The organism is Streptomyces atratus (assembly GCF_040655115.1).
Lineage (GTDB): Bacteria > Actinomycetota > Actinomycetes > Streptomycetales > Streptomycetaceae > Streptomyces > Streptomyces atratus_D.
Window position 1 is genome coordinate 14,125 of sequence record NZ_JBFAJH010000037.1, and the last position, 23,859, is coordinate 37,983.

Below are 23,859 nucleotides of genomic sequence, written 5' to 3' on the forward strand. Positions count from 1 at the left end.
GACCGTATTCATGGCGACGAACGCGATCGACCAGACGCGCCGGATGCTGTCCCTCGTGACGTATCTGCGGGAGCGCCCCGGCGCCCATGTTCAGGACGTGGCCCGGGCATTCGGGATCACCGAGGACGAGCTGATCTCGGACCTCGACGTCCTGCCCATGTGCGGGACGAGCTTCCGCGGCGGCGATCTGCTGGACATCGACACCGACGGCGACCGGATCTGGTGGCACAACCCGGACGACGTGGCGGAGCCGCTGCGGCTCGCGGCGGACGAGGCGACGGCCCTGCTGGTCGCGGCGCGCGCCGTGGCCACGCTGCCGGGGCTGCGGGAGAGCGACCGGCAGGCACTGCTGCGGGCCACCGCCAAGCTGGAGACGGCGGCCGGTGAGGTCGGGGCGGCGAGCTCCCGGCTCTCGGTCACCTTCGAGTCCGAGGGTGGCGTCTTCGCCGATGTCGACCGGGCGATCTCGGAGCGGCGCCGGCTCTGGCTGCGGTACTACTCACCCGCGCGCGACGAGCTCACCGAGCGCGAGGTGGACCCGATCCGGCTGTTCGCCGTGGGGCATACGTACATGGAGGCCTGGTGCAGGTCCTCCGAGGACCGGCGCACGTTCCGGCTCGACCGGGTCGCCGAGATCCGGCTGCTGGACGAGCCGTCCGCACCGCCGGAGCTGGAACTGCGGGACCTGTCCGAGGGGCTGGTGCAGCCGGCGGCCGAGGACCCCGAGGTGGTGATCGAGGTCGGGCCCGGTGGCCGGTGGGTCGCCGAGTACTACCCGCACGACAACGCGGAGGAACTGGCCGACGGCGGACTGCGGATCACCTTGCGTACGCCCGATCCGGCGTCGCTGCGCAGGCTTGCGCTGCGACTCGGTGGGGAAGGGCGCATCGTCGCCCCGCGGGAGCTGGCACAGAGCGCACAGCAGGCGGCGCAGGCGGCGCTCGCCGCCTACGACGGCCCTGCCTGAGCGGACACCTGAGGGGATATGAGAAATATGTCTGTGATGTCGGGTATCTCGACTGTGGTGGTACCGGAGTCCGTACGGTTCAAGGCCGCCTGCACGGACTGCCGCGGGCGCTTCGAACTCGCGGCGGGTGCCCTGCGCCTCGCCATCGGCTCCAGTCGTCGTACCACGTTCTACTCGTTCACCTGCCCCGAGTGCGGCGCCGCCGTCCGCAAGCCCGCCGGGGAGCGGATGGTGGAACTCCTCACGGGCGGGGGCGTGCGGACGCTGCGCCTCCACGCCGGCCTCCAGAACTCCTGACACACCGGCACCCGGCTCCTGCACACCTAGACAACATCGAGGCTCTGCGCATGTTCTGGCCCATGCTCGCCATCGCCCTGGGATTCCTCGGGATCGCCGTCCTCGGCGTGCTGGCCATCAAGGTGTTCGTCGAGGCCCAGCGACTGGGGCGGCAGGTGACCCATACCACTCGGCGCATCAACCGGGCTGCGGAGGACCTCGAACGGGCCGCAACCGATCTCGCCGCCACCGGCGAAGCGTTGCGCTGACGCGGGCGAGGGGCGGCGCGCCGGACCGGCCGATCGGGGCGGGCGGAGCCTCCTGTTTCTCAGGTTCGGAGGGTACGCTGCTGGTGACGGCCCTGAGAGCGAGGCGTGGGCCGTAATCGCAAGGATGCGTGGGTATTGCCCTGCGTTTACTCCTGCGGGATACGATCGCTGACAGTACGAAGACCGGACGTCTGTCCGACGTTCGATCAGCCCCACCCCTGCTGCCTCGGTGAGAAGGTACACGCATATGTTCGGAAGGCTCGGCGCTCCCGAGATCATCCTGATCCTCGTCGTCATTGTTCTGCTGTTCGGCGCGAAGAAGCTTCCTGACATGGCTCGCTCGCTCGGCAAGTCGGCCCGCATCCTCAAGAGCGAGGCCAAGGCGATGAAGTCCGAGGGCGCCGCCACGGCCACCCCCGCGGACCCGCCGAACGGCGCTGCCCAGGACCAGTCCGCTCCGCGCACCATCAAGGCCGCCCCCGGCGACGTGACGAGCTCGCGTCCGGTTGCCGAGCCGACCGACTCGACCAACCGCTGACAACCGGGCCGACGCAGGCGCCGTGATGCTGACGGCCTGCTGCACGAGATGAGGACGTGGGTTGCTCAAGTCTGCCCGCAAGCAGGAGACGGACCCAGAGGGCCGCATGCCCCTGGTGGAGCACCTGCGTGAGCTGCGTAACCGGCTGGCGAAGGCTCTGCTGGCGATCGTCCTGGTCACGATCGTCGCCGCGTTCTTCTACAAGGGGATCATCGAGTTCTTCACCGACCCGGTGCTGAAGGCGGTCGGTTGCGAGTCGAGCTTCGCCGAACTCGCGAAGAAGGAGGACGGCACCTGTGCGCGCATCGTCCTGAACGGTCTGCTGACGCCGTTCACCCTTGCGCTCAAGGTCTCCCTCATGGCGGGCGTCGTCCTCTCGTCGCCGATCTGGCTCTACCAGCTGTGGGCGTTCATCGCCCCCGGTCTGCACAAGCACGAGAAGAAGTACTCGCTCGCCTTCGTCGGCGCGGGCTTCCCGCTCTTCCTCGCCGGTGGCTTCTTCGCATACAAGACGCTGCCCACGATGGCCAAGGTCCTGCTGGACTTCTCGCCGGCCGGCCTGGACAACCAGCTGCCGCTCGATGACCTGCTGGACCTGATCACACGCATGGTGGTGGTCTTCGGACTCTCCTTCGAGCTGCCTCTGCTGCTCGTCATGCTGAACCTCGGCGGGGTCATCACCGGCAAGCGGATGCTCGGCTGGTGGCGCGGGATGATCATGGGAATCACGGTCTTCGCCGCCCTGGCCACGCCCAGTACGGACCCGCTCACCATGCTGGCCCTCGCCGGGCCGATCTGGGTCCTGTACTTCTGTGCCACGGCACTCTCGCTCCTCAACGACCGCCGTAAGGCACTGCGTGCGGCGGAGGGACCCGCCGATGACGAGGCGTCGGAGCTGGACCTGACCCCCGAGGACATCGGTGAGATCGAATCGGTGCCGACGTCCGGGTCGCTGCCCGCGCAAGCAGGGCCGGACCGTGACCGGGTGAACGGTTACGACGACATCACCTGACCTTGTAAGGTCCCCCGGGTGACCAGCGAGATCACCCTTTTCGTCAATCCCACCGCAGGACGCGGCCGGGGCGCGCACGCCGCGCAGCCGGCCGCTTCCGCGTTGCGGGCCGCCGGATTCTCCGTACGCACGGTGCTGGGCGAGGACGCCGACGACGCACTGCGTCGGGCCCGTGAGGCCGTCGCGGGCGGGACCGGTGCGCTGATAGCCGTGGGCGGGGACGGCATGATGTCCCTCGCCCTCCAGGCCGTCGCCGGGACCATGACACCGCTCGGTGTCGTCGCCGTCGGCACCGGCAACGACTTCGCCCGCGCCCTCGGCCTGCCGATACGGGACCCGGCCGCAGCGGGAAGGCTCGCAGCCGAGGCCCTCAAGAGCGGCAGCGTCCGCGAGATCGACCTCGGCAGGGTCGGGGAGCGGTGGTTCGGTTCGGTGCTCGCTTCCGGCTTCGACTCCCGGGTCAACGACCGGGGCAACCGGATGCGCTGGGTCGGCGGGCGGTTCAAGTACGACCTCGCGATCCTCGCCGAACTCGCCGCGTTCAGGCCGATCCCGTTCCGCATCAGGCTCGACGGCGGACCCGTCCAGGAGATCGAGGCGACGCTCATCGCCGTGGGCAACGGGTCCACGTACGGCGGTGGGATGCGGATCTGTGCGGACGCCGTCATGGACGACGGGCTCTTCGACGTGACCGTCGTCGGGGACTGCAGCCGTACCACCCTGCTCAAGGTGTTCCCCCGCGTCTACAAGGGAACGCACCTCGGTCATCCCGAGGTCACCGTGCACCGGGTCTCGTCGATCGAGCTGGTCGCGGCCGGTGTCACCGCGTATGCGGACGGTGAACCGCTCGGCGCCCTGCCGCTCACCGCGACCTGTGTGCCGGGTGCCGCCAGGGTTCTTGCACGTTGAATTAAAGATCGCGCTGACTGTCGGAGGTGACGGGTAGGCTCGTAACCAAGATGACAGAGGACCTCTCACCAGCTGAGCGATACCAGGCTTTCCGGATCCGCGCCGCCGAGCAGGCCACGGCACTCGCGCCCTTCCGCGAGTTGTACGAGTTCGGTCTGGACCCGTTCCAGATCGAGGCATGCAAGGCCCTGGAGGCGGGTAAGGGGGTGCTGGTCGCGGCCCCGACCGGGTCGGGCAAGACGATCGTCGGCGAGTTCGCCGTGCATCTCGCGCTGCGCCAGGGCCGCAAGTGCTTCTACACCACACCGATCAAGGCCCTGTCCAACCAGAAGTTCACCGATCTGGTCAAGCGCTACGGAGCGGACAAGGTCGGCCTGCTGACCGGCGACAACAGTGTCAACGGGGACGCGCCGGTGGTCGTCATGACCACCGAAGTGCTGCGGAACATGCTGTACGCCGGCTCCCAGGCGCTCCGCGGCCTCGGCTACGTGGTGATGGACGAGGTGCACTACCTCTCCGACCGCTTCCGTGGCGCGGTGTGGGAGGAAGTGATCATTCATCTGCCGGATTCGGTGACCCTGGTGTCACTGTCGGCGACCGTGTCCAATGCCGAGGAGTTCGGCGACTGGCTGGACACCGTCCGCGGTGACACCGAGGTCATCGTCTCCGAGAACCGGCCCGTGCCGCTCTGGCAGCACGTTCTGGCCGGCCGCCGGATGTACGACCTCTTCGAGGAGGAGACCGACCACGGTGGCCGCGGCGTCGGCCGCCGCGAGGTCAGCCCCGACCTCGCCCGGCTCGCCCGCATGGAGAACCAGCGCGGATACAACCCGCGCGAGCGCCGCCGCGGAAAGATGGTGCGGGAGGCCGACCGCGAGCGCGAGCGGCGCCAGCGCAGCAAGATCTGGACCCCGTCCAGGCCCGAGGTCATCGACCGGCTGGACGCCGAGGGGCTGCTGCCCGCTATCACGTTCATCTTCAGTCGGGCCGGCTGCGAGGCCGCCGTGCAGCAGTGTCTGCAGGCCGGACTGCGGCTCAACGACGAGAACAAGCGCCGCCTGGTGCGGGAGATCGTCGAGGAGCGGACGGAATCCATCCCTCCCGAGGATCTCCATGTCCTCGGCTACTACGAGTGGCTCGAAGGTCTGGAGCGAGGCATCGCCGCGCACCACGCCGGCATGCTGCCGACCTTCAAAGAGGTCGTCGAGGAGCTGTTCGTACGCGGGCTCGTCAAGGCGGTCTTCGCAACGGAGACCCTCGCGCTCGGCATCAACATGCCCGCGCGATCGGTGGTGTTGGAGAAACTCGTCAAGTGGAACGGCGAGCAGCACGCCGACATCACCCCGGGCGAGTACACCCAGTTGACCGGGCGTGCCGGGCGGCGGGGGATCGACATCGAGGGCCATGCGGTGGTGCTGTGGCAGCGCGGCATGGACCCGGGAGCGCTGGCCGGACTCGCGGGTACGCGTACGTACCCGCTGCGGTCCAGCTTCCGGCCCTCGTACAACATGGCTGTGAACCTGGTGCAGCAGTTCGGGCGGCACCGGTCGCGTGAGCTGCTGGAGACCTCGTTCGCCCAGTTCCAGGCCGACCGCTCGGTCGTCGGGATCTCCCGGCAGGTGCAGAAGAACGAGGAGGGTCTCGAAGGCTACCGCGAGGGCATGACCTGCCACCTCGGTGACTTCGAGGAGTACGCACGGCTGCGCCGTGACCTCAAGGACCGGGAGACGGAGCTGGCCAAGCACGGCGCGTCGCAGCGGCGGGCCGCCGCCGCGGCCTCGTTGGAGAAGTTGAAGCCGGGCGACGTCATCCACGTCCCGACCGGGAAGTTCGCCGGGCTGGCCCTGGTGCTGGACCCGGGGCTGTCCGCCGGGCGGGCCAACGCGCATCGCGGGCTCGAATACAACGACGGGCCGCGGCCGTTGGTGCTCACCGCCGAGCGGCAGGTCAAGCGGCTCGCCTCCATAGACTTCCCCGTGCCGGTCGAGGCGGTGGAGCGGATGCGGGTGCCGAAGTCGTTCAACCCGCGGTCGCCGCAGTCGAGGCGCGATCTGGCGTCGGCCCTGCGGACCAAGGCAGGGCACATTGTGCCGGAGCGGCACCGCAGGGGGCGGGCCGAGGCTGCGGACGACCAGCAGATCGCCCGCTACCGGGCCGAGTTGCGGGCCCATCCGTGCCATGGGTGCAACGAGCGTGAGGACCACGCGCGGTGGGCGGAGCGGTACCACCGACTGCAGCGGGACACGAAGCAGTTGGAGCGGCGGATCGAGGGGCGGACGAACACGATCGCCCGCACCTTCGACCGGATCGTGGCGCTCCTCACCGAGCTCGACTATCTGCGGGGCAACGAAGTCACCGAGCACGGGCGGCGATTGGCCCGGCTCTACGGCGAACTGGACCTGCTGGCCAGCGAGTGCCTGCGGGCAGGGGTCTGGGAAGGGCTGAACCCGGCCGAGCTCGCCGCGTGCGTGTCCGCGCTGGTGTACGAGGCGCGGCAGGCGGACGACGCCGTGGCGCCGAAGCTGCCGTCCGGGCCGGCGAAATCGGCGATGGCCGAGATGGTCCGCATCTGGGGACGGCTCGATGCCCTGGAGGAGGACTTCAAGATCAACCAGGCGGAGGGTGTCGGGCAGCGGGAACCCGATCTCGGATTCGCCTGGGCCGTCTACATGTGGGCGTCGGGGCGGACACTGGACGAGGTGCTGCGCGAGGCGGAGATGCCCGCGGGGGACTTCGTACGGTGGTGCAAGCAGGTCATCGATGTGCTGGGGCAGATCGCGGCCGCGGCGCCGCCGGGTGCGGGCGCCGGGTCCGTGGCGCGCAATGCCCGCAAGGCGACGGATGCGGTGCTGCGGGGAGTTGTGGCTTACAGCTCGGTGGGGTGACGGGGCTCCGCCCCCGGATCCCGGTCCGGGGCGCCGGACGGGCCGGATCGCGGCCCGTCCGGGTGCGAGGACCGAGGATCCGGGGACGGTGCACCTCCGGTCCGTGGGCGGCGCACCCCCGATCCGGGGCGGTGCGCCCCGTTACGCAGTGTCCGTGCGCGCGGTGTCCCGCTTGGCGACTGCGAACCGTCGGCGAGGTCGATGCGGCCCACCGTCACGGGGTGGGGCAACGAAGTGGTCAGCGTGCCGAGACCTTCGGGCGGCAGCTCCCCTCCCACACCTCTGCCTCGATCCTGCCGCCGCCCTCGCCGACTCCCTCCAGGCCGGACTTGGGCGGGTCGGTTCGCAGGGCGTGCAGTCGGTAGACGGGGGCGGTGGTGGTCGTACGGATCAGGCCGGGCCCAGGGAAAGGAGTTGGGGGTGGAGGTGCCGGCCCGTCGGATGGGCGCCCACGACTGTGACGCCCGCCGCCTCGGCGGCCGCACGTGCGGTGTGCTTCGCGCCGAACACCTCCAGCTGCCCGGCGGCCGGCCCGACGGAGACGATGCCCGCGTCCTCGGAGGGGAAGCCGTAGCCGGGGTGGATGCCGCCCGCCCCGGTCTCCTTGACGGCCTTCAGGGCTACTTGTGCTGGTTGCGGCTGTGCAGTGGCAGAGCGGCAAGCGCGAGCAGAATGGCAAGTCCGAGCAGCACGATCGCCTCGGGAACGGGTTGCTCGGCGCGCCAGAGCTGGACTGGCAGCCCGATCCAGGGCACGCGCAATCGTGCTACGCCTTGGAGTGCCGTGGGCCGTATCGGAGTGGAGTCCGGTGTGGAGTTGGCGTCACCTTTGGTGATCAGGTTGTTGTTGGGAAGTACCTGGTGGACCCGATGGGTGAGCAGACGGCTGGGTCGGGTGGGGTCCTGGGCCAGCACGATTTGGCCCACCGCCGGTGTGCGGTCGCGCGGTGGTGGCTGGTAGAGAACGACGTCGCCCGGCATGAGGGCGGGACGCATGGAGCCGGACTGCACCACGCCCGCTGTCCAGCCCAGCGCCACCACGGGCAATTGCGCCCACACCAGCAGCCCAACCATCGAGCCGAGCACGGTACGTGAGATGACCGCGGTGACCGCGCGGATCGGGTGCGGGGTCCCCTGGGCCGTGGGTTGGCGGAGCGCGCTGGCCGCTAGGTCACTCGGGAGAGTCACTTGTGTTCCCGCGCTTCCCAGGTGAAGGTCACCTCGTTAATGGTCACGCTTTGGGAGCTGTTGGGTGCGCTCCGGCTGAACTTCCACGCGAAGCGGAAGCTCAGCGAGTTGGGTGGCTTGCCGGGCAGGGTCCAGGGACCCACGCCGGTGCGGAAGTCGGTGTACAGGGCGATGAACTGGTCCAGAGTGCCGTCGAACGCAGTCTTGTGCGGAGTGAAGCCGTTGCAGTCGCCGAAGGTGCCGCCGCTGCCTACCTCGATTTTGAGGTTGATGAAGGATTGGAAGTTGTTGGGCCAGTTCGGTGAGTTGCTGTACAGCTTGAGCGCGGTGGGGAAGTCGGCGTGCGGCTCGATTCTGATGCAGTTGGAGCCTGTGTCGCCAGGTCGCATGTTGTCGATGCGGAACATGGGCACCTTGCTGTCGTTGGCCAGCCCGAGCGAGCCGGACTCCCACGTGTTGCCGCTGTTGCTGCTGGTCCCACTCCAGTCGGCGTAGGTGGCACCCCAGACCAGAGCACCGCTGAGCAGTAACCCGAGCGGAACGGGCACCACCTGCGCCAGCACGTTCAGCCAGGGACGCGCCATCGCCCACTCCGTTCAATTCCGTCGCTCCTGCAGCATATTGTCTCACCCTGTCCCACCTGCGGCGGTGCCGCTCCGTGTCGCAATCCGGGTCTGATGGAGGCTCGATTTCCTGAGGAGGGTCGGGAACCGGAACGGAGCGTCCGTCACCGCGCCAGGTCGGCGGCGATCCGTGGCGGCGGCGCTACCGGCCCGCACAGGCGGTGACGTTCGCTGGCGGCACGGACGCCGAGCCGCTGATCGAGGCCAGGACTCTGCCTTGCCCAGAGGCGGAACAGGGTCAGGCTGTGGGTCTGGCCGCTGCGGAGCCGCACGTATGCCGTGATCGTCTGATCGACGCCCTCAGCGTGACATCCTCGACCAGCAGGCCGCACATCTGCTCTGAGCGCGGGTCGCACTGTCATGACATCGCGACTGATGACCACCAGCGACCGCTGTCGGCCGAACGAGGCAACGCAGTCCACGTTCGACGAGGTGGTTGTAGCGGGCGGTGGTGATCTCCGAGGAGCGTCCCGGGCGGGCCGCGGACAGCCGCAGCAGCCGGCCCTTGTCGTCGGTGAGCGCGAGGAAGAGCAGGCCGTGGGCCTTATGCGCACGGGATGAAGTGCGTGAACAGCGCGATGTAGGTATCGACGATGTGGTGGTAGGCGATGCCGCCGGACTTCCCCAGCCTGACCGAGGTCTCGGAGAGCAGATTGTCGACGGCCTCCACAGGCTCAGAGCTCACCGGTCGCCTCGTCGTGGCTTTTGGCCCCACCTTGGCTGAACCCCAGGAAGGCCCGGTTGCCCTCCGAGGTGGCGTCCCGGGCCGGATCGCCGGGAGTCGTCGGGCGGGCGCGCCAGGCCTGCACCTCCAGCGGGGTGCAGGTGTAGTCGGGGCGCGGTTCAAGCGGGTGCGGGACGTTGGCGATGAGCACGGTCAGGTCCTGCTCGGCGCGGAGCGTCACCGCGGCGCCCGGCCCGGCGGATCCGGTGAACTCCAGGGCGCCGTCCTCAGGACCGACCTGGTCTTCGGACTGATCGAAGGCGTGATCCTGGTGCGCCGGTCCGGACCGGAACAGCCGGTGGCCGCGTTCGCGGAGGCGACGGCGGATGCGGCGCTGCGGATGTTGGGCGCGGAGCGCGCACAGCCCGCGCCCTGCTGGATGTGGTGCCTGTGGACCCCCAGACGTGCCTCGGCCGGTCCGCTCGGTGCGGACCGGCCGAAAGCTCACGCTCCTTCGTCGTTCAGGGACCGCTGGGCGGACACGCCCTAGGTCCGATTGCTCCTCGCCGCCGCGCCGGCGCAGGCCAGCCCCAGCAGTACGGCCAGACCGCCGATGATGACGTTGTTGAGGACGACGCCCATGTCGGGGCTGCGGCCGACGACCCACGGCGAGACGATCATCCAGATGCCCATGGCACAGATGGCCCAGCTCAGGCCGTACATCCGGTCCGGCATCGCCGTGAACCCGAGTCCCAGTACCGCGATCGCGATGCCCATGATCAGGTTGTGCTGCACAAGCGTGGGCTGGCTTGCCGTGAAGTGAAGTACCCAGGGCGAGACGGCGCAGTAGAGGCCGACGAGGAACACCGGTCCGTCCACGAGCGCCACATCGCGACCACCGAGCATGCGGGCATAGCGCTCCCGCATTTCGGAGGCATCCGGGTGACTGGTGATGTCAGCGCGGGTGTGTGGTGAGACGTTGGACATGAGAGTCGTCTCCTTCGATCCTGCAGGCCCGACCATGGTGTGAGCGGGGTGTGCTGTAGGCGCCTGCTCCACCATTCTGCGCTTATCTCGGCCTTATGTGTATATGTCGGACCCTCTGGATCCTAGGATTCCTGGGCTCCCAGGCGCCGGGCCGGAACCGCCAGCTCGGGCGTTCGCAGGATCCGGTTTTCGCACCCCGGCAGCGGGACGTGCAGGGGCTCCGTCCAGCGTGGCGGGATCGCGCCCATGCCGTACACCGCCCCGGCCAGGGCGCCGGTCACCGCCGCGACCGTGTCGGTGTCCCCGCCGACGTCGATCGCCGCTGTCAGCGAGGCTTCGAAGGTCCGTGTCGTACGCAGCGCCCAGACCGCCGTCCCCAGGGCACGGCCGCACCGCCCCGTTGAACTCCGTCGCCGGACCGGGATGTCAGCCGGGTGCGAGGACGGCCGCCCAGCGTTCGCGCTGGTCGTCGTGTACGTCGGCCAGGGCGCCCGGCACGGCTGCGAGCGGGTCGTCGCCGTTCAGCGCGCACCCGGATCAGCTCGGGAGGACGGCGGTGCCTTCCCGTGCGGCGCCGTCGCCATGCGTCAGTGCCGCGATCCGGCGGGCCGCGGCCATCGTCGCGGCCCGCGCCGACGGCTCCGGGCCGCCGGTCCGTGCGAAGTACACGGCGGAGGTGGCGGCCCGCTTCAGTGAACCGTTGCCCGCCGCACGACCGTTGACCTGGAAGTGGCGCTGTCAGCCGAGGCCGCGCGCCCGTTCGAAGCGGGCGCGGGCCTCGGCCAGATCCACCACCGGGTCCGGATAGCCGACCCGGGCCCGGTCCGGGCCGGTGAGATTCCACGGCTCGTGCACCGCAGCGCCGTCCAGGCCCGCCAGTTCCGGCACCCAGCGCCGTACGTACGCGCCCCGTGGATCGAACCGCTTGCCCTGGATCAGCGGATTGAGCACGCGGTTGGGGCGGGTGTCCGTACCGGTGCCCGCCACCCACTGCCAGTTGAGCTGATTGTTCGCCAGGTCCCCGTCGACCAGGAGATCCAGGAAGTGCCGGGCGCCGACGCGCCAGTCCACGTACAGCGTCTTGGTGAGGAAACTCGCGACCAGCATGCGGCCCCGGTTGTGCATCCAGCCCTCGTGCGCCAGCTGTCGCATCGCCGCGTCGACCAGCGGATAGCCGGTGAGCCCGGCACGCCACGCCTCGATCTCGTCGGGGTCGGACCGCCACCGGTCGCCGCGCGGACGGTAGTCGGCCCAGGCGGCGTCCGGCCGGGCGGCGAGAACCTGGTGGTGGAAGTCCCGCCAGGCGAGCTGCCGTACGAACGCGTCGGCGCCCGGTCCGCCCTTCTCGCGTGCCAGGTGCACCACTTCGGCCGCGGAGAGACAGCCGAAGTGCAGAAACGGCGACAGCCTGGATGTCGCGTCCCCGGCGAGGTCGTCGTGGCCGGTCCCGTAGTCGGCCATCGGGCCGTGCAGCCAGGAGGTCAGCAGTCTGCGCCCTGCCGTCTCGCCGCCCTCGGCAAGTCCCGGGGACAGGCCCGTCACCTCCGCTCGCGTCGGCAGCGGTGCGGACGTCGCCGTGTCGGGAACCCGTACCGTCCGCGGCCCGGTCAGGGTGCCCCGTACCCCCGCCGCCTCCCAACGGCGGAAGTACGGGGTGAACACCGCGAAATGGTCACGGCCCGCCGGGACGACCAGGCCCGGAGCGAGCGCGGTGACCACCGCGTCATGGACGTGCAGGGCGCAGCCGGCAGCCCCGAGAGCCGTACGCAGACGCTCCTCGCGTTCCCTCGCGTAGCCGCTCACCCCGGCCGCGATGTGCAGACTCTCCGCCCCCGTCTCCGCGACCACGGCGCACGCCCCGGCCACCACGTCGGCGCTGCGGACGACCAGCCGGCCGCCGCGGCGGCGCAGCCCCGCGTCGAGATCGACGAGGCAGTCGGCGAGGAACGCCCGCCGGTTCGGCGCGTCGAAACCGGTCCGGCGGATGCCGTCGTCCTGGACGAAGAGGGGAACGACGGCATCCGCGTCGCGCACCGCGGCGTGCAGAACGGGGTTGTCGTGCATCCGCAGATCGGAGGTGAACAGCGCCACCGAGACGGTCATGGCAGGGAGCCCCTCATACGGTCGGGAAGGTCAGCAGTGTCAGGGGAGCGGACGTCGGCTGCACGGAGCCGCCGGCCGGCTCGACGGTGATTCCTATGCCCGACGCGCCGTCGACCGGGCCGTCGTCGCTTCGACGGAGCGCACCCGGTCCACCGCCCGGTGTCATCACCCAGTTCACGGCGCTGCCGCGGGAAGCCTGGAAGCGGGGGCGGTCCGCCACACCTCGACCAGCGCGTCCTGCGCCGCCTTCTCCGACTGTGCGGGATCGCGCAGCACCCCGTACGAGGCCGAGGACCGGGCCGCAGACCGCGTCGTACACCGTGGCGAACGCAGCCTGGCCGCCGCGGGCGACAAGACCCAGGGGTTCCTGGAGATCGGGCCCACCCGATGGTGCTTCGCTGATGTGCAGGGCTTGTTTCACGCGGGCTTCCTCCCAGGATGCGCGCCGGTTTCATGAGGTGATTCGGAGCCGACGGCAGCGCGGATTGGTCAGTGCGTGAAATCCTTCCACGCCGCCGCGAACTCGCGATACATCGTGGTTGACGCGTAAGGGTGCTCGCGATATGTTTGTACACGAGTATTCGATGATGAAGTAATGATCTGACGAAGTGAAGGGCGGTGGGGGCGGTGGCCAAGCGGCGCAAGCTCAGCAATCCACTGGCGCTCACGGTGATGGTGCTGCTCGCCGAGCGGTCCATGCATCCGTACGAGATCGCCCAGACGCTTCGCCGGCGCGGCAAGGAACACAGCGTCAAGATCAATTTCGGCTCGTTGTACACCGTGGTCCAGAACCTGGAGAAGCACGGGTACGTCGAGGTGGCCGGCGTGCAGCGCCAGGGCAACCGCCCCGAGCGCACGCTCTACGACATCACCGAGGCGGGGCGCGCCGAGATGGTCGACTGGCTCTCCGATCTGCTCGCGGTTCCGGCCGCCGAGTACCCGGTCTTCGAGACCGCGCTCTCGCTGCTGCCGGTGCTGCCTCCGGAGGATGTCGCGGAGTTGCTGGAAACCCGGGAGGCGGCGCTGGCGGTCCAGTCCGCGGCGACGCGGGGCATCCTCGGCCGGCTGGCGGAGAAGCTGCCCCGGGTCTTCGTGGTGGAGACCGAATACCAGCTCCACATGATCGATGCCCAGCTGGAGTGGATCAAGAAATTCCGTACCGAACTTCTCGACGCCACGATCAGTGGCATCGAGGAGTGGAAGTCCTTCCACGAGACCGGCGAGGTTCCGCGGGACTGGCAGGACCTCGACGAACAGGAGATCGTCCTCGATCCCGAGCGGAAGGCGTAGCGCCAAGCGGTATCGAAGAAAGAGAAAGACCCCGGCAGGGGCTGTTGGAGCAGCGCCCGCCAGGGTCTCGAACCCCGGACCGGCCATGCCGTGAAGGCGAGCCAGGCGATCGAGGTGCGGCACACCCAGGATAGCCCGGCTCTCTTCACGCGGATCGGTTCGGCATGCCCGGACACCCGCTGACCACAGGAGAGAGCTCCGTGATGAGCACCCGTGCGCCCGCAGTAGAGGCGCGACAACTGATCAAGACCTATCCCGGCGATGTCACCGCACTGAACGGCATGGATCTCACCGTCGGTGCCGGCACGGTCTTCGGACTCCTCGGTCCCAACGGCGCCGGGAAGTCCACCACCGTCAAGATCCTCACCACCCTCGCCCGCCCCGACTCCGGCGCCGCGAGCGTCGCCGGACACGACGTGCTGCGCCACCCCGACCGGGTCCGCCGCGCGATCGGCGTCGTCGCTCAGAAGTCCGGCGCCGACCCGGTCGCCACCGGCCGGGAGAACCTGTTGCTGCAGGGCAGGCTGTACGGGATGCGGGGCGCCGCGGTCCAGCGTCGCGCCGATGAACTGCTGGACCGCTTCGACCTCGCCGACGCGGGGAAGCGGCAGGTCAAGGGGTACTCCGGCGGAATGCAGCGGCGCCTGGACGTGGCGCTCGGCCTGGTCCACCGCCCCGAGGTGCTGTTCCTGGACGAGCCCACCACCGGACTCGACCCCGAGGCCCGTACGGCCATGTGGGACGAGATCGCCCGGCTGGCCGGCGACGAGGGCCTGACCATCGTGCTCACCACGCACTACCTGGAGGAGGCCGACCGGCTCGCCGAACGCATCGCGATCGTCGACCGCGGCCGGATCGTCGTCGAGGGCACCCCCGACGAACTCAAGGGCGAACTCCGCGGCGACGCCGTCCACATGGAGCTGCGCACCGACGCGGACCGTGCGGCGGTCACCGCCGCGCTCACCGGACTGCCCGGGGTGTACGAGGTGCTGGCCAAGGGCCGCCGGGTCAGCGTCCGCGCCGAGGACGGAGCCGCCGCCGTCCCCGTGCTGCTCGGCGCCCTGGACCGGGCCGGTGCGACGGTCGCCGCCGCCACCGTCGCCCGCCCCTCTCTCGACGACGTCTATCTGCGCTACGCCGGACGCCGCTTCTCCGAGGCCGAGGCCGTGGACGCCCAGCAGATCCCCGCCACGGTCGCCGCAGGAGGTACCCGATGAGCAGTCACGTCATCGCCCAGACCTGGTACATGACCCAGCGTCAACTCATGGCGATCATCAGGCAGCCGGTCTTCCTGGCGATCTCCCTGGTCCAGCCGGTGATCTGGCTGTTCCTGTTCGGCAACCTCTTCAAGAAGGTCGTCGAGCTCGGCGGCTTCGGCACCACGTCCTATCTGGACTACCTGATCCCCGGCATTGTCGTGATGAGCGCCCTCGGGTCGAGCATGTGGGCCGGAATGGGCACCCTGGAGGAGATCGAGCGGGGAACGCTCAACCGCTTCCTGACCACCCCGGTCAGCCGGAACGCGCTGATGAACGCCAACGTCGTGCAGAACGGCATCAGTACCGCCGTCCAGTCGGTCATCATCGTGCTGCTCGGCTGGGCCGCCGGTGCGACGTACCCGGGTGGTGCGGGCGGGCTGCTGATCCTGCTCGTCGCCTCGATCCTGCTCGGTACGGTCTTCAGTGCGCTCTCCAACGCGCTGGGGATGCTGGTCCGCCAGCGCGAGTCGATCATCGGTATCAACACGTTCCTGCTGCTGCCGCTGACCTTTCTCTCGTCCTCGTTCATGGCGCCGAGCCAGATGCCGTCCTGGATGCGGCAGACCGCCGACTTCAACCCGGTCAACTGGGCGATGGTGGCGGGCCGTTCGGCACTGACCGCCGAGCCCGACTGGGGGCTGGTGCTCAGCCGCGGGGGAGCGCTGCTCGCCCTCGCGGTGGTGGCGGTCTGGCTGTCGACCCGCACCTTCCGCTCGTACCAGAAGTCCGTCTGACGGCGCGTGCGGCCGCTGGGTCAGGAGAGCGCCGTGTCGTGGAACCGGTCCGGGAAGGTCTCCCCGGGCCGGCTCTTCGGTTTCCGGACCGCGCGCAGCACCAGAAAGACCAGCAGGCCGAACGGCGACAGCAGAATGGTCAGTACCAGCAGGGGACTCATCACCAGGGCGGGGATGCCCAGCCGCCGCCCCTCCAGGAACATCCACTGGCCCAGCAGCAGATCCCAGGCGATCACCTGGGCCCAGATCGCCCCCGCACCGTTCGCCAGCACGGTCAGGTCGCGGAACGTGTCGATGTCGGGGCTGCGGACGGCAGTCCACAGTTCGGGGAAGACCGGCACGGCCATCAGCAGATACACGGCCAGCACCGGCAGAACGGTCAGAGGGGACGCCGCGAGGCGCGCGGTGGGCCGCCAGCGCGGCGCCAGGACCATGAGCAGCCAGAAGGGCGCGGCCAGCCAGAAGGAGACCTCGAAGAGTGCGCCGGTCATGCCATGAGCTCCTTCTCGACGGAATCCGCTGTGCGGACTACGGAAATCGGCCGCAGGGCCGCATATGTTCCGGCGGCGGTGGCGGCCAGGACGAGTGCCGCGGCGGTGAGCGTCGCGCCGTCCGGATGAATCAGTGACTGCCCGCGCAGCGCCTGCCAGGTGACGAGGGCGACGACCGCCGCGTACGCCCCGGAGGCGACGCGCACCAGACGCAGCCGGACCCGCGGATCACCCAGTCGGGGAAGGCGCGGGGACAGCGCGGCCAGCGCGAACAGGAAGAGCGGGAGCAGCTGGAGCGCATGCATTCCGACGAAGTGCGGGATACGCAGATCGCCGCCGGTCGTCGACCAGCCGGTGAGCGGCATCGAGGGGCCGCCGTCCGGTACACCGACGGAGTGCGCGCCGACCACATCGGCGGTGTCGAGGTTGCCTGCGGCTCGCTGCCCGGGCGTCGGCTGCGTCATCAGGAAGCCGAATCCGGCTCCCACCAGAGCTATGAGCACACCCGAGCGGATCGCCAGGGCGGCGGCGCGGTCCGGGATACGGGCACGCAGCAGCAGGATCGCGATGACCAGGGTTCCGGTCCAGAGGATGACGACGGTGGCGCCCATCACGGTGAACAGCCGCTCGTCGAAAGGGGTGGCGTGGTTGAAGTGACTGCGCCTGCCCCGGATCACCTGCCCGGTGATGATCGCCATCTCGACCAGGCTGGAGAGGGCGACCACGGTCCCGGCCACCCAGCCGGTACGCCGGCCACGGGTGAGCAGCGTCAGCATCCAGGCGAGCGCCAGGGCGTACACCACGAACGAGACCGCGAATTTGAAGGGCTTGAACCAGATTGCCGAACCCAGGAGGACCCGGTCGTCGACCAGCAGTCCCACCCCGGAGACGACGGCCATGACGGCCATTGCCGCGGCGAAGAGGACTAAGGGACGGTGCCAGGAACGCCATGACGACATGGATGTACCCCCAGTGACGGTGAAAGACCAATATGGATAGTGGCACTCTCCGCTATCCGATAGTGGAACTATCTATGATGGGATGCGGAGTTGGCAAGGGCGGAAGGAGTGACGCGCGGTGCGCATCGGCGAGTTGAGTCGCAGGTCCGGGGTTTCGGTACCGACGATCAAGTTCTATGTACGTGAAGGGCTGCTGCCCGCAGGGCAGTTGACCAGCCCGAATCAGGCGTCGTACGACTCCGGGCACGAGCGCAGGCTGAAGTTGATCCGCGCCCTGCTGGACGTCGGCGGCCTCTCGCTCGCCGCGATCGGGGATGTCCTGCACACGATCGACGACCCCGCGCAGCCGGTGCACAACGTGCTGGGCGTGGCGGCGAAGCGGATCACGGCGCTGGAGGGCGGCGAACCCGGGCCCGAACTGGATGACGCCCGCGAGGAGGTGGCCGAACTGCTGGTCCGGCGTGGCTGGCGGGCCGAGGCGCACAGCCCGGCCGGCGAGGCGCTGGCCGGGGTGCTGGTCGCGCTGCGGCGGGCGGGGCACGGGGGGTTCGTCGAGCTGCTCGACGACTACGCGGCCGCCGCAGAACCGGTCGCCCGGGCCGACCTCGACTATGTGGGGCGGCGGGCGGCGCGCGAGGACCTGGTGGAGAGTGTGGTCATCGGCACGGTGTTGGGCGAGGCGATGTTCAGCGCACTGCGCCGGCTCGCACACGTGGACGCGTCGGCAAGGGCGTACGGCGACGGCAGGCCGAGGGAGCCGCGCGGCGCCGGCTGACCGGGAGCCCGGGACATACGCACACCCCGGTCACCGTCCGGGAGCCCGTGACACGCATGCGCCCCGGTCGCCGTCCGTCCTGGACGGTGACCGGGGCGTACCTACCCACAAGAGGCGCCCGGGTGCGGTGGCCTACGCCGCGCGCTCCTGCTCGCGCTCCACCTGCTCGTTCCACTGCCGCTTCACCGAGCGCCAGGCGTCGTCGTTCTGGCCGCGGCGCCAGTAGCCGGAGATCGACAGCTGCGACAGCGGGATCCTCCGGTCGAGACGCAGGTGCCGACGGATCTCCTTCACGAACCCCGCCTCGCCGTGCACGAACGCCTGGACCTCGCCCGCGGGGAAGTCCAGCGACTTCACCGCCGCGGTCACGGCCTCGCCGACCGGGCGCTCGCCGCGGTGCAGCCAGGTGAGCTCCACCCCGTCGGCCGTCTCGATCTTCTGCTCCTCGGACGCGTCCGCCACCTCGATGTACGCGTGCGCCACCGCGCCCGTGGGCATTTGCTCCAGCGCCGCCGCGATCGCCGGCAGGGCGCTCTCGTCGCCGGCCAGGAGGTGCCAGTCCGCGGACGCGTCCGGCCCGTACCCGCCGCCGGGGCCCAGGAATGTCACCTGATCGCCCGGAGCCGCCCGAAGCGCCCACGGGCCGGCCAGGCCCTCGTCGCCGTGCACCACGAAGTCGATCGCCAGCTCCCGGGTGACCGGGTCCCAGGAGCGGACCGTGTAGGTGCGGGTGGTGGGCCACAGCTCGCGCGGGTACTCCTCGCGGATGCGGGCCATGTCGAACGGGTGCGCATAGTCCGCGCCCTCGGGTGCGAAGCACAGCTTGACGTAGTGGTCGGTGAACCCGGACAGCGCGAAACCGGCCAGGCCGTCCCCACCGAGTACCACGCGCACCATGTGCGGGGTGATCCGCTCGGTGCGCAGGACCTGGGCCCCCTGCGCCGTGGGCGCCTGCCGCGCCGGTCGTTCTGCCACGAGGTTCTCCCTGCTCCAAATACTTAGGCTTGCCTAAGTTAGCACCTCATGCCCGGAGGGCGGAGAGCAGTCGCTGCAGGGCGCCGCCCAGTCCCCACTGCTCGGCCAGCGCTTCGAGGGCGGCGGGGTCGCGCGGCTCGGTGGGCAGCGCCGGATCGAACGCGGGCAGCGGGACGTCACCGGCGACCCGGACCACGGTCGGGGCGACGGCCACGTAGTCCCGTGCCTCGTCGAGCCGCTTGCGCTGCGAAGGTGTCAGCCTGGACGCCGGATCGTCCACCGCGGCCATGATCCCGGCCAGGTCGCCGAAGGTGTCCAGCAGTTTCGCCGCTGTCTTCTCGCCGATGCCGGGGACCCCCGGCAGCCCGTCGCTCGGGTCGCCGCGCAGCAGCGCCAGATCGACATAGCCGGAGCCGTCCACCCCGTACTTCTCGCGCAGCCACGCCTCGTCCGTGAGCTGGAGCGACCCGACACCCTTCAGCGGGTAGAGCACCCGCACCCCGCGGGCGTCGTCGACGAGCTGGTAGAGGTCCCGGTCGCCGGTGACGATGTCCACCGGGCCCGTGGCGAGGCCGGTGAGCGTACCGATCACGTCGTCCGCCTCGTACCCCGCGACACCGACCCGGGCGATGCCGAGCGCGTCGAGCACGTCCTCGATGATCGGGACCTGCGGGGCCAGCGTGTCGGGGGTCTCCTCCTCGTCGGGGAGTCCCTCGGCGGTCTCCACGGCGACGCGGTGTGCCTTGTACGACGGGATCAGCTCCACCCGCCAGTGCGGGCGCCAGTCCGCGTCCATGCAGGCCACCAGCTCGTCCGGCCGGTGGTCCTGGACGAGCCGCCCGATGAAGTCGAGCAGTCCGCGCACGGCGTTCACCGGTGTGCCGTCCGGTGCGCGCACCGAATCGGGGACCCCGAAGTAGGCCCGGTAGTAGAGGGAAGCGGTGTCAAGAAGCATCAGGCGTCGCGTCACACCCCGATGATGCCGCACCTCACTGACACCGACCCGGAAGTGAGCTGGGTCACTGTTCCGTTTGGCTCGTGTAAGTACGGGCAGGCGCTCCATCGGAGCGGACCACGTCGCCATTTCGACTGCAGCGCGTGCCAAGCGGACCGAATCCGCGCCGCTCCACGGTCTGCCGGAGGGGGTGGCAGACCGTTTTCGGTTCAACGCGTGAGGTGTATGTGTCAAGGCTGCAAGCCGACCACTTGTACAAGGTGTTCGGCAGACGACCCGATCAAGCCGTGCAGAAGCTCGAGAGCGGCACGGACCGCGACGAGTTGCGCGCCGACGGAACGACCGCAGCGGTGATCGACGCCTCGTTCACCGTGGAACCGGGCCAGATCTTCGTCGTGATGGGTCTGTCCGGATCCGGCAAGTCCACGTTGCTGCGGATGCTCAACGGGCTGCTGGACCCCACAGCCGGACGCGTGCTGTTCGACGGCCAGGACCTGACCGCCCTGAGCCCCCGCGAACTCCGCGCCGTCCGCTCCTCGAAGATCAGCATGGTCTTCCAGCACTTCGCTCTGTTCCCGCACCGGAGCGTCCTGGAGAACGCCGCGTACGGCCTCGAAGTGCAGGGTGTGCCGCGCGCCGAGCGCGAGAAGCGCGCCGCCGAGGCGCTGGAGATGACCGGACTCGCCGGCTGGGAGAAGTCCTGGCCCGACGAGCTGTCCGGCGGCATGCAGCAGCGCGTCGGCCTGGCCCGCGCCCTCGCCACCGACGCCGACCTGCTGCTCATGGACGAGTCGTTCAGCGCGCTGGACCCGCTGATCCGCCGCGACATGCAGGACCAGCTGCTCGAACTGCAGAAGCGGCTGAAGAAGACCATCGTCTTCATCACCCACGACCTCAACGAGGCCATGCGCCTCGGCGACCGGATCGCCGTGATGCGGGACGGGAAGATCGTCCAGCTGGGCACCGCCGAGGACATCCTCGTCACCCCCGCCAACGACTACGTCGCCTCCTTCACCCAGGACGTCGACCGCTCCCGGGTGCTGACGGCGGGCGCCATCATGGCCGAGCCACACACCGTCATGGGCACCACGGGCGACGACGGCAAGGAACTCCGTACGCCCGACGACGTCCTCGGGGCGGCGCCGGCCACGGTCTCCGAGTCCACGCCGATCATCGAGCTGTTCACTCCGTGCTCGCGCAGTGGTGTGGCGGTCGCCGTGACCGATGCCAAGGGCAGGCTCGTCGGGGTCGTACCCCGGTCCCGGCTGCTCGCCGTCCTCGGCGAGCCGATGACCCCCACCGAGCTCCCGCAGGACGTCACGACCACTGCGAAGAAGGTGGCCGCCGATGTTTAGGCTCCCGCTCGGCGCATGGGTGGACCGTGCGGTCGACTGGCTGCAGACCCACCTGGCCTGGCTGTTCGACGCGATCAGTACCGTCGTCAGCGGCATGTTCGACGGCATAGCCGCCGTCCTCTCCGCCCCCGCCCCGCTGCTCTTCGCGGGCATCGTCGCCGTCATCGCCTGGTGGCTGCGCGGTCTGCTCGCCGGTGTACTCGCCTTCGTGGGCTTCGCGCTCATCGACTCGGTCGAGCTGTGGGACGAAGCGATGGACACCCTCACGCTGGTGCTCGTCGCGACCATCGTCACGCTGGTCCTGGCCGTTCCGCTCGGCATCTGGGCGGCGCGCTCCAAGACGGTGTCCGCGGTGACCCGGCCGGTCCTCGACTTCATGCAGACCATGCCCGCCATGGTCTATCTGATCCCCGGCGTCATCTTCTTCGGCGTCGGCGTCGTGCCCGGCATCATCGCCACCATCATCTTCGCGCTGCCTCCGGGCGTCCGGATGACCGAGCTCGGTATCCGCCAGGTCGACGGCGAACTCGTCGAGGCGGCCGAGGCCTTCGGCACCACCTCGCGCAACACCCTGCTGCGGGTGCAGCTGCCGCTCGCCCTGCCCACGATCATGGCGGGCATCAACCAGGTCATCATGCTCGGCCTGTCCATGGTGGTCATCGCCGGAATGGTCGGCGGCGGCGGCCTCGGCGGCTCCGTCTACCGCGCCATCGGCAACGTCGATGTCGGCCTCGGCTTCGAGGCGGGCGTCTCCATCGTCATCCTGGCGATGTATCTGGACCGGATGACCGGTGCGCTGGGCCGCGAGGTCTCCCCGCTGGCCCGCCGCGCCCTCGCCAAGGCCCAGTCGGTGGCCGGCGGACTGAAGATCTGGAACCACCGTCCGCAGCCCGCCGTCGCGGTCGTCGGCGTCGTCGTCCTCGCACTCGTCGCCGGTGGCATGGGCATCTTCGGATCGTCGAAGCAGGACACCGGTGCCGCCACCGACGCTTCGAACGTCGGCAAGGGCAAGAAGATCAGCATGGGATACATCCCGTGGGACGAAGGGATCGCCTCCACCTTCCTCTGGAAGGAGCTGCTCGAGCGGCGCGGCTTCGAGGTCGACGTCAAGCAGTACGAGGCCGGCGCGCTCTACACGGGTATGGCGAACGGCCAGATCGACTTCGAGACCGACTCCTGGCTCCCGGTCACCCATGCCACGTACTGGAAGAAGTACCAGGACCGCCTGGACGACATGGGTTCCTGGTACGGCCCCACCTCCCTGGAGCTGGCCGTCCCCTCGTACGTGAAGGGCGTCGACTCGCTCGACGACCTCAAGGGCAGGGCGTCCGACTTCAAGGGCCGCGTCGTCGGCATCGAGCCGAGCGCCGGTGAGACCGGGCTGCTCAAGGACAAGATCCTTCCGGGGTACGGCCTCGACAAGGAGTACAAGGTCGTCGACGGCTCCACGCCCTCGATGCTGGCCGAGCTGAAGCGCGCGTACGCCAAGAAGGAACCGATCGTCGTCCCGCTCTGGTCGCCGCACTGGGCGTACAACCAGTACGACCTCACCAAGCTCAAGGACCCCAAGAACCTCTGGGGCAAGGGCGACGGCATCCACACCCTGACCCGCAAGGGCTTCTCCGACGACAACCCGCACGTCGGCAGCTGGCTCAAGAACTTCAAGATGACCGAGGACCAGCTCACCAGTCTTGAGGCGAAGATCCAGACGACCGGCAAGGGCAAGGAGCAGGACGCCGTCCGCGCCTGGCTGAAGGAGAACCCGGGCGTCGCCGACAAGTGGACCCCGGTCGCCAAGGCGGCGAAGGGCTCGAGCGGCAAGGACGAGCGCGACCGCACCGTCGAGATGGCCTGGTTCCCGTGGGAGGAGGACATCGCCGCCACCTACCTGTGGAAGGCTGTCCTGGAGGACCGCGGCTACAAGATCAACCTGAAGCAGTTCGAGGTCGGTCCGATGTACGCCGCGATGTCCCGCGGCCAGCTCGACGTGCAGTTCGACGGCTGGCTGCCGTACACCCAGAAGAACTACTGGAACACCTACGGCTCCCGGCTCACCGACCTCGGATCGTGGTACGGCCCGACCTCGCTGGAGATCGCCGTCCCCTCCTACGTCAAGGGCGTCGAGTCGTACAAGGACCTCAAGGGCCGCGGTGGCGAGTTCAAGAACCGCATCATCGGCATCGAGCCCGGCACCGCCACCATGGCCAACCTGAAGAACAACGTGCTGCCCGCCTACGGCCTCGACAAGGAGTACAAGGTCGTCGACAGCTCGACGCCCTCGATGCTCGCCGAGCTGAAGCGCGCGTACGCCAAGAAGGAGCCGATCGCGGTTCTGCTCTGGACGCCGCACTGGGCGTACAACGAGTACAAGCTCACGAAGCTGACGGACCCCAAGAAGGCCTTCGGCAACGGCGACACCATCCGCACGATCGCGAGCAAGGACTTCCCGAAGAACTACCCGCAGCTCACCAAGTGGTTCAAGGACTTCAAGCTCAGCGAGCAGCAGCTGGCCGGCCTGGAGAACGAGATCCAGAGGCGCGGCACGGGACACGAGGAAGAAGCCGTGAAGGCCTGGATGGACAGGAATCCGGGCATCGCGGACAAGATGGCTCCCCAGTAGGGTCTGAAGCACGTGAAGGGGTGGCA

General features: G+C 69.4%; 24 protein-coding genes and 4 pseudogenes. 14 read left to right on the forward strand and 14 right to left on the reverse strand.

What is annotated here, in order from left to right:
- The first annotated feature begins 10 nt into the window (after positions 1 to 10).
- From AB0I23_RS29515 to AB0I23_RS29545, 7 genes are all read left to right on the forward strand, one after another.
- The gene (locus tag AB0I23_RS29515; protein ID WP_359113813.1) at positions 11 to 967 is read left to right on the forward strand and encodes a helix-turn-helix transcriptional regulator; all 957 of its coding nucleotides are present in this window, start codon (positions 11 to 13) and stop codon (positions 965 to 967) included.
- An 18-nt stretch (positions 968 to 985) separates the two neighbouring features.
- Positions 986 to 1,264, forward strand: a complete 279-nt coding sequence (locus AB0I23_RS29520) for a hypothetical protein (RefSeq protein ID WP_436847012.1) — start codon at positions 986 to 988, stop codon at positions 1,262 to 1,264.
- Between the two features lie 50 nt (positions 1,265 to 1,314).
- Positions 1,315 to 1,512 carry a hypothetical protein gene (locus tag AB0I23_RS29525; protein ID WP_037700534.1) on the forward strand — a complete coding sequence of 66 codons (198 nt, stop codon included), beginning with the start codon at positions 1,315 to 1,317 and terminating at the stop codon, positions 1,510 to 1,512.
- 247 nt (positions 1,513 to 1,759) lie between these two features.
- Positions 1,760 to 2,050 carry a Sec-independent protein translocase subunit TatA gene (gene tatA / locus AB0I23_RS29530; protein ID WP_359113817.1) on the forward strand — a complete coding sequence of 97 codons (291 nt, stop codon included), beginning with the start codon at positions 1,760 to 1,762 and terminating at the stop codon, positions 2,048 to 2,050.
- A 61-nt stretch (positions 2,051 to 2,111) separates the two neighbouring features.
- Positions 2,112 to 3,062, forward strand: coding sequence for a twin-arginine translocase subunit TatC (gene tatC / locus AB0I23_RS29535; protein WP_359113819.1), 951 nt, complete (start codon positions 2,112 to 2,114; stop codon positions 3,060 to 3,062).
- An 18-nt stretch (positions 3,063 to 3,080) separates the two neighbouring features.
- Positions 3,081 to 3,971 (forward strand): diacylglycerol kinase, encoded by an 891-nt coding sequence (locus tag AB0I23_RS29540; RefSeq protein ID WP_359113821.1) that lies wholly within the window; start codon positions 3,081 to 3,083, stop codon positions 3,969 to 3,971.
- Between the two features lie 50 nt (positions 3,972 to 4,021).
- The gene (locus AB0I23_RS29545; protein WP_359113823.1) at positions 4,022 to 6,856 is read left to right on the forward strand and encodes a DEAD/DEAH box helicase; all 2,835 of its coding nucleotides are present in this window, start codon (positions 4,022 to 4,024) and stop codon (positions 6,854 to 6,856) included.
- Positions 6,857 to 7,094: 238 nt separating this feature from the next.
- On the opposite strand, the gene AB0I23_RS41785 is transcribed toward AB0I23_RS29545, so the two are convergent.
- The 5 genes from AB0I23_RS41785 to AB0I23_RS29570 all read right to left on the reverse strand — a co-directional run bounded on the left by AB0I23_RS41785 (position 7,095) and on the right by AB0I23_RS29570 (position 9,541).
- Complete coding sequence (locus AB0I23_RS41785) at positions 7,095 to 7,535, reverse strand: allophanate hydrolase-related protein (protein WP_436847013.1); 441 nt, start codon at positions 7,533 to 7,535, stop codon at positions 7,095 to 7,097.
- Complete coding sequence (locus AB0I23_RS29550) at positions 7,477 to 8,043, reverse strand: signal peptidase I (protein WP_359113825.1); 567 nt, start codon at positions 8,041 to 8,043, stop codon at positions 7,477 to 7,479. The genes AB0I23_RS41785 and AB0I23_RS29550 overlap by 59 nt, the downstream gene beginning before the upstream one ends.
- The gene (locus tag AB0I23_RS29555; protein WP_359113827.1) at positions 8,040 to 8,627 is read right to left on the reverse strand and encodes a hypothetical protein; all 588 of its coding nucleotides are present in this window, start codon (positions 8,625 to 8,627) and stop codon (positions 8,040 to 8,042) included. The genes AB0I23_RS29550 and AB0I23_RS29555 overlap by 4 nt, the downstream gene beginning before the upstream one ends.
- Positions 8,628 to 9,210: 583 nt before the next feature.
- Entirely contained in the window at positions 9,211 to 9,351 is a 141-nt protein-coding gene (locus AB0I23_RS29565) for a hypothetical protein (protein ID WP_359113912.1), read from the reverse strand.
- Entirely contained in the window at positions 9,341 to 9,541 is a 201-nt protein-coding gene (locus AB0I23_RS29570) for a hypothetical protein (protein ID WP_436847014.1), read from the reverse strand. The genes AB0I23_RS29565 and AB0I23_RS29570 overlap by 11 nt, the downstream gene beginning before the upstream one ends.
- Positions 9,542 to 9,613: 72 nt before the next feature.
- On the opposite strand from AB0I23_RS29570, the pseudogene AB0I23_RS29575 reads away from it, so the two are divergent.
- Positions 9,614 to 9,739: pseudogene (locus tag AB0I23_RS29575) on the forward strand (TetR/AcrR family transcriptional regulator); the annotation flags it as partial.
- A gap of 137 nt (positions 9,740 to 9,876) precedes the next feature.
- Here the strand turns inward: AB0I23_RS29575 and AB0I23_RS29580 are convergent.
- The 5 genes and pseudogenes from AB0I23_RS29580 to AB0I23_RS29600 all read right to left on the reverse strand — a co-directional run.
- Positions 9,877 to 10,317 (reverse strand): SPW repeat protein, encoded by a 441-nt coding sequence (locus tag AB0I23_RS29580; protein ID WP_359113831.1) that lies wholly within the window; start codon positions 10,315 to 10,317, stop codon positions 9,877 to 9,879.
- Between the two features lie 122 nt (positions 10,318 to 10,439).
- Positions 10,440 to 11,049 (reverse strand): annotated as a pseudogene (locus tag AB0I23_RS29585) (ADP-ribosylglycohydrolase family protein); the annotation flags it as partial.
- A gap of 6 nt (positions 11,050 to 11,055) precedes the next feature.
- On the reverse strand, positions 11,056 to 12,420 hold the full coding sequence (locus AB0I23_RS29590; RefSeq protein ID WP_359113833.1) for a cryptochrome/photolyase family protein: 1,365 nt from the start codon (positions 12,418 to 12,420) through the stop codon (positions 11,056 to 11,058).
- 13 nt (positions 12,421 to 12,433) lie between these two features.
- Positions 12,434 to 12,544 (reverse strand): annotated as a pseudogene (locus AB0I23_RS29595) (anti-sigma factor); the annotation flags it as partial.
- Positions 12,535 to 12,841, reverse strand: a pseudogene (locus tag AB0I23_RS29600) (sigma factor); the annotation flags it as partial. The pseudogenes AB0I23_RS29600 and AB0I23_RS29595, both read right to left, overlap by 10 nt.
- Before the next feature lie 206 nt (positions 12,842 to 13,047).
- On the opposite strand from AB0I23_RS29600, the gene AB0I23_RS29605 reads away from it, so the two are divergent.
- The 3 genes from AB0I23_RS29605 to AB0I23_RS29615 all read left to right on the forward strand — a co-directional run bounded on the left by AB0I23_RS29605 (position 13,048) and on the right by AB0I23_RS29615 (position 15,703).
- The gene (locus tag AB0I23_RS29605) at positions 13,048 to 13,710 is read left to right on the forward strand and encodes a PadR family transcriptional regulator (protein ID WP_359113835.1); all 663 of its coding nucleotides are present in this window, start codon (positions 13,048 to 13,050) and stop codon (positions 13,708 to 13,710) included.
- 203 nt (positions 13,711 to 13,913) lie between these two features.
- Positions 13,914 to 14,927 carry an ATP-binding cassette domain-containing protein gene (locus AB0I23_RS29610; RefSeq protein ID WP_359113837.1) on the forward strand — a complete coding sequence of 338 codons (1,014 nt, stop codon included), beginning with the start codon at positions 13,914 to 13,916 and terminating at the stop codon, positions 14,925 to 14,927.
- The gene (locus AB0I23_RS29615; protein ID WP_359113839.1) at positions 14,924 to 15,703 is read left to right on the forward strand and encodes an ABC transporter permease; all 780 of its coding nucleotides are present in this window, start codon (positions 14,924 to 14,926) and stop codon (positions 15,701 to 15,703) included. The genes AB0I23_RS29610 and AB0I23_RS29615 overlap by 4 nt, the downstream gene beginning before the upstream one ends.
- Positions 15,704 to 15,723: 20 nt before the next feature.
- Here the strand turns inward: AB0I23_RS29615 and AB0I23_RS29620 are convergent, their stop codons facing one another.
- Together AB0I23_RS29620 and AB0I23_RS29625 are read right to left on the reverse strand one after the other, a co-directional pair.
- On the reverse strand, positions 15,724 to 16,194 hold the full coding sequence (locus tag AB0I23_RS29620; protein ID WP_359113841.1) for an ABA4-like family protein: 471 nt from the start codon (positions 16,192 to 16,194) through the stop codon (positions 15,724 to 15,726).
- Positions 16,191 to 17,153, reverse strand: a complete 963-nt coding sequence (locus AB0I23_RS29625) for a hypothetical protein (protein WP_359113843.1) — start codon at positions 17,151 to 17,153, stop codon at positions 16,191 to 16,193. Before AB0I23_RS29625 ends, AB0I23_RS29620 begins: the two co-directional genes overlap by 4 nt.
- Before the next feature lie 118 nt (positions 17,154 to 17,271).
- On the opposite strand from AB0I23_RS29625, the gene AB0I23_RS29630 reads away from it, so the two are divergent.
- On the forward strand, positions 17,272 to 17,928 hold the full coding sequence (locus tag AB0I23_RS29630) for a MerR family transcriptional regulator (protein ID WP_359113844.1): 657 nt from the start codon (positions 17,272 to 17,274) through the stop codon (positions 17,926 to 17,928).
- Between the two features lie 132 nt (positions 17,929 to 18,060).
- Here the strand turns inward: AB0I23_RS29630 and AB0I23_RS29635 are convergent, their stop codons facing one another.
- Together AB0I23_RS29635 and AB0I23_RS29640 are read right to left on the reverse strand one after the other, a co-directional pair.
- On the reverse strand, positions 18,061 to 18,903 hold the full coding sequence (locus AB0I23_RS29635) for a siderophore-interacting protein (RefSeq protein WP_359113845.1): 843 nt from the start codon (positions 18,901 to 18,903) through the stop codon (positions 18,061 to 18,063).
- 46 nt (positions 18,904 to 18,949) lie between these two features.
- Positions 18,950 to 19,858, reverse strand: a complete 909-nt coding sequence (locus AB0I23_RS29640) for a 5'-3' exonuclease (protein ID WP_359113907.1) — start codon at positions 19,856 to 19,858, stop codon at positions 18,950 to 18,952.
- Between the two features lie 287 nt (positions 19,859 to 20,145).
- Here AB0I23_RS29640 and AB0I23_RS29645 point away from each other — a divergent pair, with 287 nt between their 5' ends.
- Both AB0I23_RS29645 and AB0I23_RS29650 read left to right on the forward strand, forming a co-directional pair.
- Complete coding sequence (locus AB0I23_RS29645) at positions 20,146 to 21,213, forward strand: quaternary amine ABC transporter ATP-binding protein (protein ID WP_359113846.1); 1,068 nt, start codon at positions 20,146 to 20,148, stop codon at positions 21,211 to 21,213.
- Complete coding sequence (locus tag AB0I23_RS29650) at positions 21,206 to 23,833, forward strand: ABC transporter permease/substrate binding protein (RefSeq protein WP_359113847.1); 2,628 nt, start codon at positions 21,206 to 21,208, stop codon at positions 23,831 to 23,833. The genes AB0I23_RS29645 and AB0I23_RS29650 overlap by 8 nt, the downstream gene beginning before the upstream one ends.
- The last annotated feature ends 26 nt before the right edge of the window (positions 23,834 to 23,859 follow it).